Source organism: Geoanaerobacter pelophilus (genome assembly GCF_018476885.1).
Lineage (GTDB): Bacteria > Desulfobacterota > Desulfuromonadia > Geobacterales > DSM-12255 > Geoanaerobacter > Geoanaerobacter pelophilus.
On the sequence record NZ_JAHCVJ010000002.1, the window covers coordinates 247,620 to 263,217 of the forward strand.

The following is a 15,598-nucleotide window of genomic DNA, read 5'->3' on the forward strand; positions in this document are numbered from 1 at the left end:
CCACTCCATAACATTTACCGCCAATTCAATGGTCAGTCGTCTCTTTTATCCAGCCAGTTCTTGATAATCTGTGACGCTTGATACGGCTCGGTTTTGATCTTTTCGATCAACTCCATCTGACTGCTTGCCTGCACGGCAAGTTGTTTCTGCTGGGAGGCAATCATCTGCCGAACCTGTTCTTCTGCATCTTCCTCAGGCACAAAGGTCGTCTGGGGCATACTGGCTCTTAATGATTTCAGCATTGGACGAATAACCAGGAACAGCAACGCAAAGAAGCCGATACCTATCAATACGGATTTCAACAGGGACAGGAAGAACGGGGCGTTCCACCATTCATCCTTGGTCGCCGACGCCATCTCTTCGGTGTCCTGAAACGGGATGTTGGCAACCGTAACCTGATCTCCCCGTTCGGCGCTGAAGCCGACGGCACTCTTGACCAATGCCTCAATCTTTGTAAGCTCATCAGGGGTCCGCGGCGTATATTTGGCCTTGCCGGTTTTGCCGTCCTTGCCGGCAGCCGGGGTATCGTATTTGCCGTCTACCAGGATCGCTACCGAAACCTTTGACAGCGAACCCACAGGCTCAATGGTCCGGGCAGTGGACCGACTCACCTCGTAATTGAGTGTTTCATCACTCTTGGACCCGCCACCACCTGCCTGTGGCTGGGCTGCCGGTGCTCGGCCCAGGTTTGTCTGAACACCAGGCACCCCGGTAATCGCGCTGCCTCCGCCTTTTTCCTCGCTCCGCTGCTCGCTTCTTACTGCTGCAGCCTCGGGGTCGTAGCGCTCCTCAAACTTTTCCACCTGTTTGAAGTTGAATGATGCCGAAACCCTTGCCACCGACTTGCCGGTGCCCACCACCTTGTCAAGCAGTGACTGCAACCGCTCCTCAGTGCTCTTTTCAAAGGCCTTCTGGGTCTCCTGCATGGTACCGGTCAACTTGGATGTGGCATCGAGCGGCCCGGTGCGGGAGAGGATCTTCCCCTTGCCGTCAAGAATGGTCACATGTTCCGGATCAAGCCCCTCGACCGACGCAGCCACCAGATGCACTATCCCCTGGACATCGGATTCCCGAAGACTGCGGCTGCCTTTGATCTTCAGCACAACCGAGGCAGTCGCCGGCTTTTCGGCATCCTTGAAGAGGCTCTTTTCCGGAATTGCCAGATGCACGCGGGCCTGTTCAACACCGGCTAGCTGCGATATCGTCCGGGAAAGTTCCCCCTGGAGCGCTCGCTGGTAGTTGAGCTTCTGGACGAATTCGGTCATGCCAAAATTCTTCCGGTCGAAAATTTCATAGCCGACACCGCCACCCTGCGGCAAACCTTCAGAGGCAAGAGTCAGGCGGAGTTCGTAGACCTTTTCCGAAGGCACCAGAATCGCCTTGCCGTCCGGCGACAGGCGATACGGGACCTTCTGCTCTTTCAGTTTTTTGACTATTTCGCCGGCATCCTCGGTGTTCAGGTTGGCAAACAATGGCCGATAATCGGTCTTGTTTGCCAGGACAATCAACACGGCAAAGGCGGCAATCGACAGTCCGACGATCCCTCCCACCAACCAACGTTTGGCAGGAGACAGTGCAAGAAACGGCTCAATATATTTTTTCAAATTATCTGGCATTGACTACTCTGTGATTAGATTTTACTAGACCGGCATTCTCATGATCTCTTGATATGCCTCAACCGCCTTGTTCCTGACCTGGGTGATGAACTGGAAGGAGATGCTGGCCTTCTCCATGGCGATCATTACTTCGTGCAGCGACTTGGTCTCGCCGGTAACGAGTTGCTGCACTGCCTGATCCGACTCGACCTGGGAAGTGTTGACCTTTTCTATCATCTCCCCCAGGAATTTACTGAAACCTTCCGAAGGAGATACCTGCGGCGCTGCAGCACCAGAGGAAGGAAACGCCTTGCCAATGCCGAACCCGCTTTCTATAGCCTTGATATCCATGTGTCACTCCTGTTTACTATTGATGCTACCTGCTGATCTCCAGAGTTTTCATAGCCATGCTTTTGGCTGCCTGCGAAGCGGTGATATTAGCCTCATACGCCCTGGTAGCAGCTATCATGTCGGCCATCTCCTCAACAACATTCACGTTCGGATAGGCAACATACCCTTGAGCGTCGGCATCCGGATGCGAAGGGTCATACTGAAGGCGGGGAGGGTTTGGGTCTTCCACCACCTCGATAACCTCGACCCCCGCGGAATTCTTCCGGGCAGCACTCTGCAACGCCGACTTGAAGGAGGCTGCAGCCGGCGCAGTTGAGGCAAAAACCGCATCCTTCCGCTTGTACGGTCCGCCTTCCTGGGTTCTTGTCGAATTTGCATTGGCAATATTGCTGGAGATGAGATTCATTCGGGTCCGTTCCGCGGTTAATGCCGAGGAACTGATATCCATGGATGTAAAGAAGTCCATCTTTAACCTCACTGTTCGGGATGGGCATCATCCCTGTTCATAATTAACTACCCGGCTACTGCCCCTTGATAGCGCTTTTGAGACCTTCGAATTTCTTGCCGATTATCTGCACCGACGCATTATACATGATCTGGTTCGCAGCCAGTTTCCCCATCTCCTGTTCCAGTTCTACGGCATTACCGTCACGACCTATTCCCGGCGCAGGGGTTTCGACGATTCTCCCCTCAACTGACGCCAGTGAATTGGCCTGTCCCTTCAACGGGATGTGTCGAGGATGTGACACCGCTTTTTTCCCAGGATTTGCTGATTTATTGGACTTCAAGGCATCCCTGAGCTCTCCTTCAAACGAAAGCGTCGCCGGAATATAATTAGGAGTCTCTGCATTGGCAAGATTGGCAGAGATGTGATTGTGATTTTTTGCCCTCAGGTCGATGCTTTTCCCAAGCAGCTCTATGGTATTGGAAAATATCCCCTCAATCGGCATAGTAATCCCTCCTTATCCACTGCCTTTGAGCAAAAGATATACCATCCAATTTAATTAATAAAATTGAGCCATTACAAAACAATAAAGGCGCCTTTGCTAGGCGCCTCATGATCATTTTTGACAAAAGCCATTTTTTTGACTCTATTTAAATATCCGCGCCAGGCCGCTCCTTCCACTCAAGGTCAGCCAGTTTCTGAGACGCAAGCTTTTGCCAGACAGGGTCACGCCCTTCCTTGACGATCTTTTCCCAATTCTTTTTCGCTTCTGCGGTCTGCCCCTGATTCCGGCTCAATTCTCCCAACCGGAAAAGAAACCGATCACGCCCTTCCTGCGGCGCCTGGACAAGTCCGGCAGTTAAATACTCCATCGCTTTCGCATTATTCCGGGATGCCTGATATGACGTCCCCGCCACAAAATAGGCATCTGCCAACAATGGAGACGTTGCCCTTCGGCTGTTCATGGCCGTAATAAAAAGCTCCATTGCCTTCACTGCCTGCGGCAATGACTTACCGGCCTCCAAGGACTTGCCAAGATAATAATAGCTCTCAGGAATTCCGGCACGCACTTTTGGGTCCAGAAGAAAAGCAAGATCGGCCTTGACCGCGTCCAGGTCGCCCTTCCGGTAACCGAGATCGCCGAGCAGTTCCCTGGCCCGTTGTGTCTCGGTCAAAAGGGGGAACTTCCGGATGAACTCCCGTCCGGTAGACTCTGCAAGAGCCCAGTCAGAAAGGGACATGGCGTTATCCATGATTTTACCGTACAGAAACGGGGCCTGCCGGACTGCCCAATCGCGGCGTGCCAGCCGGCCAAAAAGGCGGTTTTCCTCCTGAACCTGGCCAAGCTCCGTAAATGATTGGTCAAGATCGCCAATAAATGATGACTCGTCCATGCACTTGGCAAGGTAGTCGGCATTCCGGTCCATGACCTTGACCATAAGCTCCGGTTCGCCTGCCTTCTTTACTTCCTTGTAGACAACCGGCATCAGATCAAGATGGATGGAACGGGCCAGAGACGCCAAAATCCCTCGAGGGTACCGTTTTTCATAATCGGCAACTGCGGTAAGCGCATTCATTCCGCTGCCGAACAGTGAATCCAGGAGCGCTGCCTTGAAAAAAGCCTCTTCCCTGACAATGAAGTCACTGGATACCTGGGCTATGCGGAGATATTCGTCTCTTAGACCGGGATAAGCAAAAGTGTCAGTCTCCGGGAATCTCCTGTCGGCGAGTTTTAATGCGGCATAGACTGCAGCCTTGTTCTCAGGAAAGAACCGGATGACATTGCTATAAATTATTCTTGATTCTGTTTCCAGTTTCTGCCGGGCAAGGATGTCTGCCAACCGCACCAGCAGGATCGGCGCCGATTTTTTCTCGGCCTTGTCCGCTATCAAACCGGAGAGCAGCTTCCTGCCCGCAGCAAGTTCCCCGTTCCTGATGAGACAGTCGGCATAGGCAAACTTGGCATCAACGCTCAGATCGAGGAATTGCGGCCAGAGGCTTTCGCCTTGCCGGAAAAACTGAAGAGCCTTTCCATAATCGAGGAGGCAGTAATACGCCTGGCCACAACGATAGGTGGCCAAAGAAAGAATCTTGGAATCCTTGTTGAGAAAAGAGCTTAAGATACTTAGCGCATCTGCCGCCTGCCCTTTGTAAACAGCCGCTTCCCCGGCCAAAAACTGTCGGGTCTCTTCTTCGCTGAGCAGGGCGCGCAGCGACTGCTGGTCTGTCGGCACAAAAGGGAGCTCAGAACGTACCGGAGGGTCATATTCCTTAACAAATCGGCCGGCGCCGTTCCAGATCGACTCTCGCCCTTCAGGCAGCGATGGGACATCGCGGCGGGTCCGGAAACGCGGTCCGATATCCACCGTAAGGGTCGGCAGGCAACTGTCAATGACCCTTGCCCCTTCCGCCGCACTGCTCATACCGATAGTGACCCGCACGAAGTTGCCGCGCTGGGCAACGGCAACCCCTTTTATATGCTGGTCGGAATAGCTTCTGAGCCGGCGAAGCAGTGGAGCATCGGCACTGGAAAAAGTCACCTTCAGGCGATTGCCGGGGAGTTCATTTACTGAGTACTCAGTTCCCTGGTCAAGCTGGAAAATGATCCGGGTGTGATCCTGGTGGGGACGGATATCAATGCGACGAAGACGTGACGGAATTTCTGCGGCGGCATCGGAGGAGCTTCCGATAACTGAAAGCACCAGCGAGATACAAGAAGCTATGAATCGCAGCCGCGTCATCACGCAGCCTTCAGGAACCTGTTGACTTTTGAGACAAGCTCATCGGCATCGTAAGGTTTGAGCACAATGTCCCGGGCCCCGTATTTAAGCGCCTTCAAAACTCCGGAACGGGTCCATTGCGGAGCACACATGATTATAGGAAGCGGGGAGTCCTGGTTCATTGCATTAAGCTTGATACAGAGTGCCAATTCCCGGTCCTCGGTATCTGCAACTCCGACAACGGCGACCCGGGCATTGCTCTGAGCGCAGATTTCCCTGATGTCAGCCTTGAGCGACGCCGCTACGACGCACAAGCCTGCTGCACTTAACGACTGTTTGACAATCTCCCTGAGTTGTTCGTCATCCTCAAGCAGCAAGATAGTAGCCCCGCCTGCCACATCGGCCCCTGCAGCAGATGCTCCGGCACTCTCCGTGGCAGAAGGCTGATCATCGGAAACCGCTTCAGACTCAGGCTCAGGTTCAGCAGCAGGGGGTTCGATCTGGTGGGCAAGCTCAAGTGGGACCAGGATATTCAACCGGTCCATCTCCAGCCCTTCCATATTCAACTGGGCCCGGAACAGGACATAATCACCGGTCGGTATCGGCTCATCATCCGACATCTCATCGACACCAGGTATGAATTTTTTCGGGGCATTCAGCTTAAGATGAATTTTCTGGGGCAGCGACGGCTTGAAAACCGAGTTGAACGAGCCGATTATCTGGTTCATTATCTCGCCGAAGGCATCAATATCATCCGGCTCCATAATGGCCAGTCTGCGTTTTTCATTGACCCTGGCAGGCGGAATCCCCAGCAGCAGGCCGCTGAGCAAAATGGCGTCTCTCAGGGAGAAGATCATGTAAAACTGGCCGTTATACTCCTCCCGTGCCTCAACATTGGCGACAAAAATGGCGTCGTCCATGTCGGAGAAATAGGTGACCTTGTTGGTGGAGACCGTGTCGCTTTCGTCGATGTTCAGTTGCTGTCCGAGCAGCATGCTGCTCTCCTCGCCCGTCTGGGTCAAGGCAGCATCCATCATATCTTTGAGTTTAAGCTGTTTCATGGTCACCCGGCAGGTTTTCAGCCTTCTTTACTTAATTTAAGTCCCACCAAAAACCGTGCATCTTCGAAGGTAAAAGGAATTATGACACAATCACTGTCAGTCATGGCGTTAATTGTGTACTCTTCCCCGGAGATAACCGTAGGGATCGAGAGACTTATGTCCAACCCGCCTTTGGAGAGAATCTGTTTTACATACCCGCCAAGCATGTTGGCAATCTCCCCAAGCGCATCGTTCACATCCTCGCCCACTTCATCAACTTCCATGCCCAGCATGTTGGAAGTAATTTTCATGGCAAAAGGCTTGGGGCAATGGATAGAAAGAATCCCGGTATAGGTCCCGGCAAGTCCGACCATTCCAGTTATGCTACAGTGAAAATGGGTTACCGGTTCCGCTAGCGGAAACGAATCGGCGACGTCCATCATTACCATAGTACTGAATACTTCCTTTGTCGCATGAATCACATAACCCCGGAGGTCTTCTTCTTTGATATGGGCGGCCTGCGAAACATTGGTATTAAGTGTCATAGCAGCCCTCCCAGTTTTTCGTTGAGCTGCTCCGGGGTAAACGGTTTCTTGATACTGTCGCTGGCGCCGCTGTTCATCGCTTCTTTGAGAATGTCCTCCCCACCCTCGGTGGTGATCATGACTATGGGCACCTTGCTGCCATTGGCGCGCAAAGCCTTGATGAATTCCAGCCCGTCCATGTTGGGCATGTTTATATCGGAGAGCACAAGATCGACCTTGTTGGCTGAGAGCGCATTCAAACCTTCAATGCCGTCACCTGCCTCGAAAATGTCGTCTACCGGCAAACCAGCCTGCCGCAAGGACCTAGAGATGATCTTTCTCATTGTTGATGAATCGTCGACAATCAGTACATTGGCCATTGGTAATACCTCCTTGTGTCTCTTGAAAAATTGTCAGGATAAACATTACACGGTAATATCCGATACGCAACCCTTACCCTGGCGGAATCAGCACAAATGTGAGAATCGGTAATGCATGTAGCATGTAATGTAACTTCTGTTTCGGCAGTTCAGGGTAAATCTTTAGGGCGATTGGCTCTCAGTAGGAATCCTTACCCGAAAACAGCTCCCTTCGCCTTCACTGCTTGCAACTTCAATGCTACCCCCATGCTCCTCAGCAAGGGCCTTGCAGATGGTCAGCCCCAACCCGGTACCTTTGTATCCCTTGACCTTTGCCGAACGGAAATACTTATTGAAAATGCGCTCTTGGTCCTTTGCCGGAATGCCTATCCCGGTATCAGAAACCTCCATGACTATATCGGTGCCGTCCATGAAACCTGAGACCTTGATCTCCCCGCTCTTGGGAGTGAATTTTATGGCATTGCTGATGATATTGGAAAAGAGCCTGCCGATCTGCTTGGCATCGGCCTTAACTATCGGAATCGCCGGATCGACGGTGCAACTGAATGCGATGCCGTGAGTTTCCGCATCCTGGGCCAAATCAGCACAACATTCAGCCAATACTTTTCCGATATTACAGAATTCGCGGCGAATCTCCACCAGGCCTGCATCCAGGCGGTATGAATCGAGAATATCTTCGATCATCCCCTGGAGTCGGTGGCCGCTTCTTTTTATCTCTGCCACGCACTGCGCTGCCCGTTCTCCAGCCAATACCTTCGGATCGCCGACAAGTGCATCCAGATAGCCGAGCATCACCGTAAGCGGTGACTTGAGGTCATGGGTCATAGAAGCAACAAACTCATCGCTCTTCCGCTGCTCACGCCTCTCGGCTGTTATGTCGCGCAATTCATACATATCACCAAGGCATGCCCCTTCTCTGCAGATTACCGAGGTTGCCCGTGCCTGGACAACCAGGCCATGGATGTTCATCTCAACTGGATAGTCACGGCAGTTTTCTCCCAACACCTTGTAAATAGCCGTCTTTAAAGGAAGCATGTAGACCCGTTTCCCGACTACATCCTGCCGGGAAATCTGCAAGATCCGTTCTGCCATCTGGTTCAGGTAGCAGATAGTCCCTTCGTTATCAACCATGACCATGCCGATGGAAAGGTTTTCTACCAGAGATTCGGCGACTCCGGAAACTCCGGCAAACCTGCCCGCCATGGCAGAATCGGCTGCATATCCCGTATTTCCTGATGATTCCATAGATTTACCTATCGGGGAAAGTGTCATTCTACTTAAGAAAAAGTTTCCATACCCGCTGTTCAGGTCGCAAGCAAAGCGAGTTATTCCTGTATAACAGCTCTGTTGGTTTGACGCTTAGCAATTCGCATGGTAAAGATTCGTAATAAATAAGTTGCCGTCCATTACGGAGAGTACATGTTCAAAGCATACCTCACTTCGCTGAGAAGCATCAGACTATTCATGCTTTCCTTCGGAATTGTCATGGGAGTGGTATTCCCGTTTTATTCTGCTATTTTTTTCGGAAGCAAGGCATTTACCCCACTTTACATGTTTGGTTGCATCGTCGCCGGATTGCTTGTTGGATCATTTTGCGCCCTGGTAATTAAGCAGGCACTGCAACTCCAGTTACAGTCAAATTTTGATTCTCTCTCCCGTATTTTCCCGCAAAAGACTATCGACTTTCCTCACAGCGGCAAAGATGAACTGGAATCCTTGAAACTGTGTCACAGCAGCTTTCTTGACCAAGTCGTTTCCATGGTCAAAAATGTTGCGGTCATCTCCCAAGACTATATCAATAAATCCAACGCGCTCGCCATGACTTCACGCAAAATGGTTGAGGGCAATGAAACCTATGCTGAAAAAGAAAATGAAACTCTTGAGTCTGTTGCCAAAGTTAATGATTTTTTTAAAGCACTCATGAAAGAGATTGAAGACCTGAGCGTCCGTAGTGACGAGCATTCATCCTTTGCCACCGAGATCAACTCCACCACCGATTCCATTGCCCAGACGATTCGCAACTATTCCGACAGCGTATTGAACACATCGGCCTCCATCGAGGAGATGGCCGCCAACCTTAAGGAAATCTCTGGAAACATCGACGCACTTTCATCTTCTACCGAGCAGACATCCAGTTCAATCCAGCAAATTACTACGGCAATCAACAATGTCCGCGACAACACCCAGAAAGCGGTGGAAAGCTCCGTCAACGTAAGAATGCTGGCCCAGGACGGGATGAGGGCCATGACTGCCACCCAGAAGGCAATGCACGAGATAGAGCAAAGCACTGAAGAGTCATTTAATGCCATCGGCCGGCTTTCAGTTTATTCTGCAAGGGTTGGAGAGTTTGTCAAGATGATCCAGGAGGTTGTTGAGCAAACCAACCTGCTGTCGCTGAATGCCTCGATCATCGCCGCCCAGGCAGGAGAGCGCGGCAAAGCCTTCGCTGTAGTAGCCGACGAAGTGCGTTCGCTGGCCCATCGGACATCATCGTCTGCGAGCGAGATCCAAGACCTGGTAAAAAACATCCAGAAGGAAACCGCATCTGTGCAGAGGGCAATCGCAATCGGCAAGGACCGCGGCAAGAGCGGGGTAAAGATCTCGGCCATGACCAGCGAGGCCCTTGAAAAAATCGAGGCCACTTCCACCGAAGTTGCCCAGATGATCCAGAGAATTGCCGCAACAACAGTAAAGCAGGCATCGGGCAGCAGGGTAATCAGCGAGGAAGCGGACAAGAACCTGGAACGGGTCCATCAGGTAACCCGCTCGATCAAAGAGCAGGAACGGGGTACAATTCTCGTGGTCTCGGCGCTGGAAGAGATGCGTGACCTGTCGCGCAAGGTCATCATATCAACTCAGGAACAGACAAAAGGCACCCACCTTTATCTGCAGAGCGTCATTGAGGATAACGAGCGGATGAAGCTGCTGCGCAAGAAGGCTCTGGAACAATTAACCCTCAGCGACAACCTGAAAGAATGCATCGGTGAATCAGGGCTGATGATGCTGGAGAACGTGAGAAATTCGAAGGAGATAGTGGCTCAGATAGACGCCCTGGCCAATTCCACAGAGAAACTGCAGCGGGAGATCATGCCGTTCAGCAGTCAAGAGGCAGAAGTTTCACCATCTCAGCCAGGCGTGGATTCCTGAGAGAATAACAGACCCTGGTCCCTTCCCGCCTGGCATCCAGTATCCCGTTCTCCTTCATGACCTTTAGGTGTTGCGATACCACTGCCTGAGGCAAACCCAGGCATTCCCAAATCTCCTTGACGCAGGAGCACCGTCCCGATAGCCCAACCACGATTCGCAATCGGACCGGATGCCCCAGTGTTCTCAAAACAAGGGCCTGTTCTTTAAAAGCGGTTTCATTGTGCTGATCAATGGTCATTGTTCCACCATGAACCCATTTCGGTACCACCCCATGATACCGTCTTGCATGTTATAGACCTCACCATATCCCTTACTTGACAGGAATCCAGCCACCAGATTGGAGCGTGACCCGACAGCGCAATAGACAACAACCGGACGATTCCTGGGAACTTCGTTCAGGCGGCGTTCGATTTCATTGATCGGTATCAGTACCGATCCCTTCAACCTCGCCTGGCGATACTCTTCCCGGGTCCTGACATCAAGCAGGTAGACATTTTTCTTCTGTTCGATGATTTTTTTCGCCTCGGCAGAGGCAATATTCCGGTAGCCCGCCGAAAAGGCAGTAACAGCAACCAGTACCAGCAGAAAAACCAAAGATGCAATCCTGAGCATTAAATCCCCCCTGTTGGAAATTTTCTATATTTCGACCGATGTCCCTACCATGGCGTGGTGATACTGCCCCGGCAGCTCCTGGTGCAGCTTGGCAGCGGCAGTGAACCCGGTACAATGGGCACCGTAGATCTTGCCAACCCCCATGCGGCGCAAGGCATTGACTGTTGCGCCTAACTGCTTCTGGGAGCAGAACCCGAGATGCGTCCCGCCGATTACTGCCTGTACCCGCTCCACCCCGGTCAATTCCCGCGCCGCTTCAATGGTGTTGATCAACCCGGCATGGCAGCAACCAAGCAGCAGCACCAGCCCTTTTTCACCAACGATCACCAGAGACTGGTCGTCACCAAGCGGATCGGCATGGCAACCTTTGCTGTCACAGAAAAGGCCGCTGTCGCCAAGCTCGAAACTGTTTCTGCGTGACACACTCCCGGTAAGGAAGATTGACGGGGCAATCTCCCTGCTCCCGTCGGCAAAATCGAATGCCGCCCCAATGCCTCGAAGATACTCCTCACCAAAAGGGATACCGATTGATAACGACTCGCCGTTATCTTTGACGCGATAGCGCGGGGTAAAGAGCGCCGGGTGGGCATAAATCGGCTTGGTTCCTGCCAGTTGCAGGAACTGCCGCAGTCCGCCGGTATGGTCGTAATGCCCGTGTGAAAGGGCAACAGCCGACACCTGCCGGAGGTCGCGGTTCATCCTGGTCGCATTGTGCAGTAAGGTATCGCCTCCGCCGGTATCGAAGAGCAGCGAGCCGCCACCCCATTCAACCAGTGCGGCAAAGCCGTGCTCCCCGAGGGTCCCGCTGATCGGCCCGACAGAGTTGTCACACAAGATGGTGACCCGGAATCTCATTTAGGGCAGCATCCCTTGGGAAACCGCGGGACTCCCAGCTTGGCCAGAATATTGAACATCGGGCAGAACTGGGTAAACCCGGACTGGAACAGGTTAAGCCCGACAAACCCGGTGAACCAGAGCCAGTAGGGTGAATGGAAATGGGCCAGCAACAGCGAAACCAAGATAAAGCTTCCGGCTACGATCCTGACGATACGTTCGATGTAAAATTCCTCTTTCATGGTTTTTCTCCTATTTTTTATCCAGGGCAATTCGCGAATTGCCCCTACCGGGCAGACAGCATTTCCGCGATCTTGCCTGCCACCTCTCCGGTCAACACCGGACAGACCCCTTTGTGATTCTGCCGGATGATCTTACAGCAGGTAAAGTCGTATTTATCTTTGAACCATGAGTGAAGCTCCCTGGTCAGATGGCTGATCCGCTTCTTGTCGTCACCCAGCACCAGCCCCAGAGCCACCGTACCACCGGAAACCGCGCCGCAGATGCATCCGGAACCGGAGCCGCCCCCAAAACCGCTTACCGTATGAACCAGAGACTCCGGCACCTCCGGAGTGAAGTGCTTCCTGATTACTTCCAGCACCGCCTCGGCGCAGTGGTATTTACCCGAGCGATACAGAGCCTCCCCCTCGATTCGGCAGAGTTCGCCAAGCTCCATGGCTTCAAGCGACTGCTGTTTCTTTTTTTGCCAGAACATCAAACCTCCTCCTTTGTTTCACCCACATGATGTCGCTCTTTCCACGACTGCACAAGATAGTAAAGTACCGGTATGGTAACCCGCGACAGGGTGGTGGAGGCGATCTCGCCACACATCATGGCAATCGCCAGCCCCTGAAAGATCGGATCGAAAACAATCACAAAGCTTCCGACTACCACTGCGCCTGCGGTTAACAGCATCGGCCTGAACCTTACCGCACCGGCCTCGATAATTGCCTCGTCCAGCGCCATCCCTTCGCGCCTTTTAATCTCAGCGAAATCGATAAGGATGATAGAGTTTCGGACGATAATTCCGGCTAGGGCAATGAAACCGATCATAGATGTTGCGGTAAAGAACGCCCCAAACAGGGCGTGCCCCGGCAAGATGCCGATCAAGGTCAGCGGAATCGGCGCCATAATCACCAGTGGTGTGGTGAAATCCTTGAACCAGGCCACCACCAGGATGTAGATCAGTACCATCACCGCACCGAAGGCAAGACCGAGATCGCGGAACACCTCGTAGGTAATGTGCCATTCGCCATCCCACTTGAGACCAGGCTTTTCTTCGCTCCACGGCTGCCGAGAGGCAAGTTGCTCGATCTTGTACCCTCCTGGCAGCGGGATGGCGGCAATCTCTTTCTGCATTTTGAGAATAGCATACACCGGTGCCTCGACAGCGCCGGCAACGTCACCGATCACATAAACGACGTTTTTCAGGTTCTTACGGTACAGCGACTTCTCCTCGAGCCCCTGTAGCGGTTTGACCAGCTGCGATAACGGCACGCTCCCCTTCTCACCTTGCAGGTAGATGGATGAAAGGGCAGTAATCGAGCTCCGGTCGCTTACCGGCAACCGCAGATTGAGGGTAACCGGCTCCTTTTCTTTCGGCAGGTGCAGCAGTCCGGCATCCATTCCACCAAGGGCGATACCGAGAGTCCGGGCAGCATCCTCAGCGGCAATGCCGTTCATGGCAGCCTTTTCCCGATCCACCGCAAAAGTAACTTTCTGGCGGTCATCCTCGCGATACCAATCAACATCAACCACGCCCGGGGTTTTGCTGAAGATCTCCTTGATCTTTTTCGCAATATCGGCCCTGGTGGCATCATCAGGCCCATAAACCTCGGCAACGAGCGTGGAAAGTACCGGCGGGCCGGGCGGAATCTCTGCCACCTTGACCCGGGCGCCATACCTGTCCGCCACCGCCTTCACCAGCGGCCGGATTTTTTTGGCAATATCATGGGACTGCAGTTTCCGTTCGGCCTTATGGGTGAGATTCACCTGTAGATCGGCCAGATTCGGCCCTTTGCGCAGATAATAGTGCCTGACCAGCCCGTTGAAGTTGAAGGGAGAGTTCACCCCGACATAGGTCTGAAAATTTACCACTTCCGGTACTGTTCTGAGGGCATCGCCCATCTCTGCAGCTATCCGTGCGGTCTGCTCCAGCGGCGTCCCGTCCGGCGCGTCGATGATCACCTGCAGTTCGTTCTTGTTGTCAAACGGCAGCATCTTCACCGTCACTGCCTTGAAATAGATGAGCGAGCAGGCAGCCAGCAGCAGGAGCACCACAGCCACCAGAAAACCGTTGCGTAGCGGCTTTTTGTGGATAAGCGCCCCCATGGCCCTGCGATAGAACGCCGTCAGTTTCGAGTCTTCGGGCTGCTCATCGCTGCCAGCGTGAGATTCCCCTTTCATGAAGCGATAGGCAAAGTACGGCGTTACAATAAAGGCAATGAACATGGAGAGGAGCATTGCCATGCTGGCGCCAACCGGGATCGGCCGCATGTACGGCCCCATCAACCCACCGACAAACCCCATCGGCAGGATGGAGCAGATAACCGCGAAGGTGGCCAAAATCGTCGGATTACCGATCTCGTCCACTGCCCGCACCGCAGCTTCCAACGGCTTCAATTTGGTTGTGGTGAAGTAGCGGTGAATGTTTTCCACCACCACTATCGCATCATCGACAAGGATGCCGATGGAGAAGATCAGGGCAAAGAGGGTGATCCGGTTCAGGGTGTAGCCAATGAGATAGAAGATGAGAATCGTAAGTGCCAGGGTCACCGGAATTGCGATTGCGGCCACGGCTCCGGCGCGCCACCCCATGAACAGGGCGATCAGCAGCGTTACCGAGATTGCGGCCAGGAACATATGAAAGAGCAGTTCGTTGTTCTTCTCCTTGGCAGTTTCTCCGTAGTTGCGGGTAACCGTCACCTGCACGTCAGAGGGAATCACCTTTCCCTTCAGGAACTCGACCTTTTTCATCAGGTCTTCCGCTACCCAGGTGGCATTGGCGCCGGTGCGCTTGGCCACGGATACAGTAACTGCGGGATAGTTCCTGGCGGCGTTATGCTGCTGCGCCGGTGTGTGCTCCCCAACACCGGCCGCAGGACCGAGTCCGAAAAAGACATAATCCTGAGGCTCGGTAACGCCATCTTTCACTGTTGCCACGTCGGCAAGGTACACCGGCTTATTGTCCCTGACTGCCACCACCAACCGCTGCAACGCCTCGGCATCGCTAAAGAACTCCCCGGTCTGCACCAGCATTTCCCGGTTGGCCTCGCTGAAGGCACCGGATGCCTGACTAGCATTACCTTTCTGCAAGCTGGCTGCGACCTCAAGGGGTGAAACCCTGCGCGAGGCGAGCTTACCGGCATCAAGAGCTATCCGTACCTGCCGGGACACGCCGCCGGTGACCATTGCTTCGGCAACATTTTCCCCCTTTTTCAGCTCGTCACAAACCTCTTTGGCAACGGTGCGCAGAGTGGCGTGATCGTAACGATCTGACCACAAGGTAAGAGCAAGGATCGGAACGTCATCTATCGATTTTGGGGAAACCAGCGGTTCACCGGCACCAGGGGGCAGGAGATTGCGATTGCTCATCACCTTGTTGTAAAGCTTAACAAGCGACTTCTCCATATCCTCGCCGACCAGGTAACGGACCGTGATGATCCCCATGCCGGGGCGGCTCATGGAGTAAAGGTATTCGACCCCTTTTATCTCCCAAAGCTTCCGTTCCAGTGGTTTTACCACCCGCTCCTGAACTTCTGCAGGTGATGCACCGGGAAGCGGCAGGAAGATGTCGATCATCGGCACCACGATCTGCGGCTCTTCCTCGCGAGGAGTCATCTTGATCGCAAACAGGCCGAGCAACAGCGCTGCGCCAACGATAAGCGGCGTCAACTTTGAATTTATAAATGCCCGGGCGATCTTCCCCGCAAAACCTAGTTCAGTCATGC

The 15,598-nt window shown here is 53.2% G+C and carries 16 protein-coding genes; 1 reads left to right on the top strand and 15 read right to left on the bottom strand.

Annotation, left to right across the window (positions count from 1 at the left end):
- Positions 1-32 precede the first annotated feature (32 nt).
- From fliF to KI809_RS06640, 9 genes are all read right to left on the bottom strand, one after another.
- Entirely contained in the window at positions 33-1,616 is a 1,584-nt protein-coding gene (gene fliF, locus KI809_RS06600) for a flagellar basal-body MS-ring/collar protein FliF (RefSeq protein ID WP_214170744.1), read from the bottom strand.
- Positions 1,617-1,640: 24 nt separating this feature from the next.
- Complete coding sequence (gene fliE / locus KI809_RS06605; protein ID WP_214170745.1) at positions 1,641-1,946, bottom strand: flagellar hook-basal body complex protein FliE; 306 nt, start codon at positions 1,944-1,946, stop codon at positions 1,641-1,643.
- A 25-nt stretch (positions 1,947-1,971) separates the two neighbouring features.
- Positions 1,972-2,412 carry a flagellar basal body rod protein FlgC gene (gene flgC, locus KI809_RS06610; protein ID WP_214170746.1) on the bottom strand — a complete coding sequence of 147 codons (441 nt, stop codon included), beginning with the start codon at positions 2,410-2,412 and terminating at the stop codon, positions 1,972-1,974.
- 55 nt (positions 2,413-2,467) lie between these two features.
- Positions 2,468-2,896: a flagellar basal body rod protein FlgB gene (gene flgB, locus KI809_RS06615; RefSeq protein ID WP_214170747.1), complete on the bottom strand. Its 429-nt coding sequence runs from the start codon at positions 2,894-2,896 to the stop codon at positions 2,468-2,470.
- Positions 2,897-3,041: 145 nt separating this feature from the next.
- Entirely contained in the window at positions 3,042-5,132 is a 2,091-nt protein-coding gene (locus tag KI809_RS06620) for a tetratricopeptide repeat protein (protein WP_214170748.1), read from the bottom strand.
- On the bottom strand, positions 5,132-6,172 hold the full coding sequence (locus KI809_RS06625; protein WP_214170749.1) for a response regulator: 1,041 nt from the start codon (positions 6,170-6,172) through the stop codon (positions 5,132-5,134). The genes KI809_RS06620 and KI809_RS06625 overlap by 1 nt, the downstream gene beginning before the upstream one ends.
- Before the next feature lie 17 nt (positions 6,173-6,189).
- Positions 6,190-6,696: a chemotaxis protein CheX gene (locus KI809_RS06630; RefSeq protein WP_214170750.1), complete on the bottom strand. Its 507-nt coding sequence runs from the start codon at positions 6,694-6,696 to the stop codon at positions 6,190-6,192.
- Entirely contained in the window at positions 6,693-7,055 is a 363-nt protein-coding gene (locus KI809_RS06635; RefSeq protein WP_214170751.1) for a response regulator, read from the bottom strand. Before KI809_RS06635 ends, KI809_RS06630 begins: the two co-directional genes overlap by 4 nt.
- 162 nt (positions 7,056-7,217) lie before the next feature.
- Entirely contained in the window at positions 7,218-8,300 is a 1,083-nt protein-coding gene (locus KI809_RS06640) for a sensor histidine kinase (RefSeq protein WP_214170752.1), read from the bottom strand.
- Positions 8,301-8,474: 174 nt separating this feature from the next.
- Between KI809_RS06640 and KI809_RS06645 the strand changes: the two genes are divergently transcribed.
- Positions 8,475-10,202: a methyl-accepting chemotaxis protein gene (locus KI809_RS06645; RefSeq protein WP_214170753.1), complete on the top strand. Its 1,728-nt coding sequence runs from the start codon at positions 8,475-8,477 to the stop codon at positions 10,200-10,202.
- Here KI809_RS06645 and KI809_RS06650 read toward each other — a convergent pair.
- Genes KI809_RS06650 through KI809_RS06675 form a run of 6 tightly spaced genes read right to left on the bottom strand, consistent with a single transcriptional unit; the run spans position 10,150 to position 15,596 of the window.
- Entirely contained in the window at positions 10,150-10,440 is a 291-nt protein-coding gene (locus KI809_RS06650; protein ID WP_214170754.1) for an ArsR/SmtB family transcription factor, read from the bottom strand. The two genes, KI809_RS06645 and KI809_RS06650, sit on opposite strands and share 53 nt — an antisense overlap.
- Positions 10,437-10,814, bottom strand: a complete 378-nt coding sequence (locus KI809_RS06655) for a rhodanese-like domain-containing protein (RefSeq protein ID WP_214170755.1) — start codon at positions 10,812-10,814, stop codon at positions 10,437-10,439. The genes KI809_RS06650 and KI809_RS06655 overlap by 4 nt, the downstream gene beginning before the upstream one ends.
- 24 nt (positions 10,815-10,838) lie before the next feature.
- Entirely contained in the window at positions 10,839-11,669 is an 831-nt protein-coding gene (locus KI809_RS06660) for an MBL fold metallo-hydrolase (RefSeq protein ID WP_214170756.1), read from the bottom strand.
- Positions 11,666-11,890, bottom strand: coding sequence for a YgaP family membrane protein (locus tag KI809_RS06665; protein WP_214170757.1), 225 nt, complete (start codon positions 11,888-11,890; stop codon positions 11,666-11,668). Before KI809_RS06665 ends, KI809_RS06660 begins: the two co-directional genes overlap by 4 nt.
- Before the next feature lie 44 nt (positions 11,891-11,934).
- Positions 11,935-12,363, bottom strand: a complete 429-nt coding sequence (locus KI809_RS06670) for a C-GCAxxG-C-C family protein (RefSeq protein WP_214170758.1) — start codon at positions 12,361-12,363, stop codon at positions 11,935-11,937.
- Positions 12,363-15,596: an efflux RND transporter permease subunit gene (locus KI809_RS06675; RefSeq protein ID WP_214170759.1), complete on the bottom strand. Its 3,234-nt coding sequence runs from the start codon at positions 15,594-15,596 to the stop codon at positions 12,363-12,365. The genes KI809_RS06670 and KI809_RS06675 overlap by 1 nt, the downstream gene beginning before the upstream one ends.
- Between the last annotated feature and the right edge of the window lie 2 nt (positions 15,597-15,598).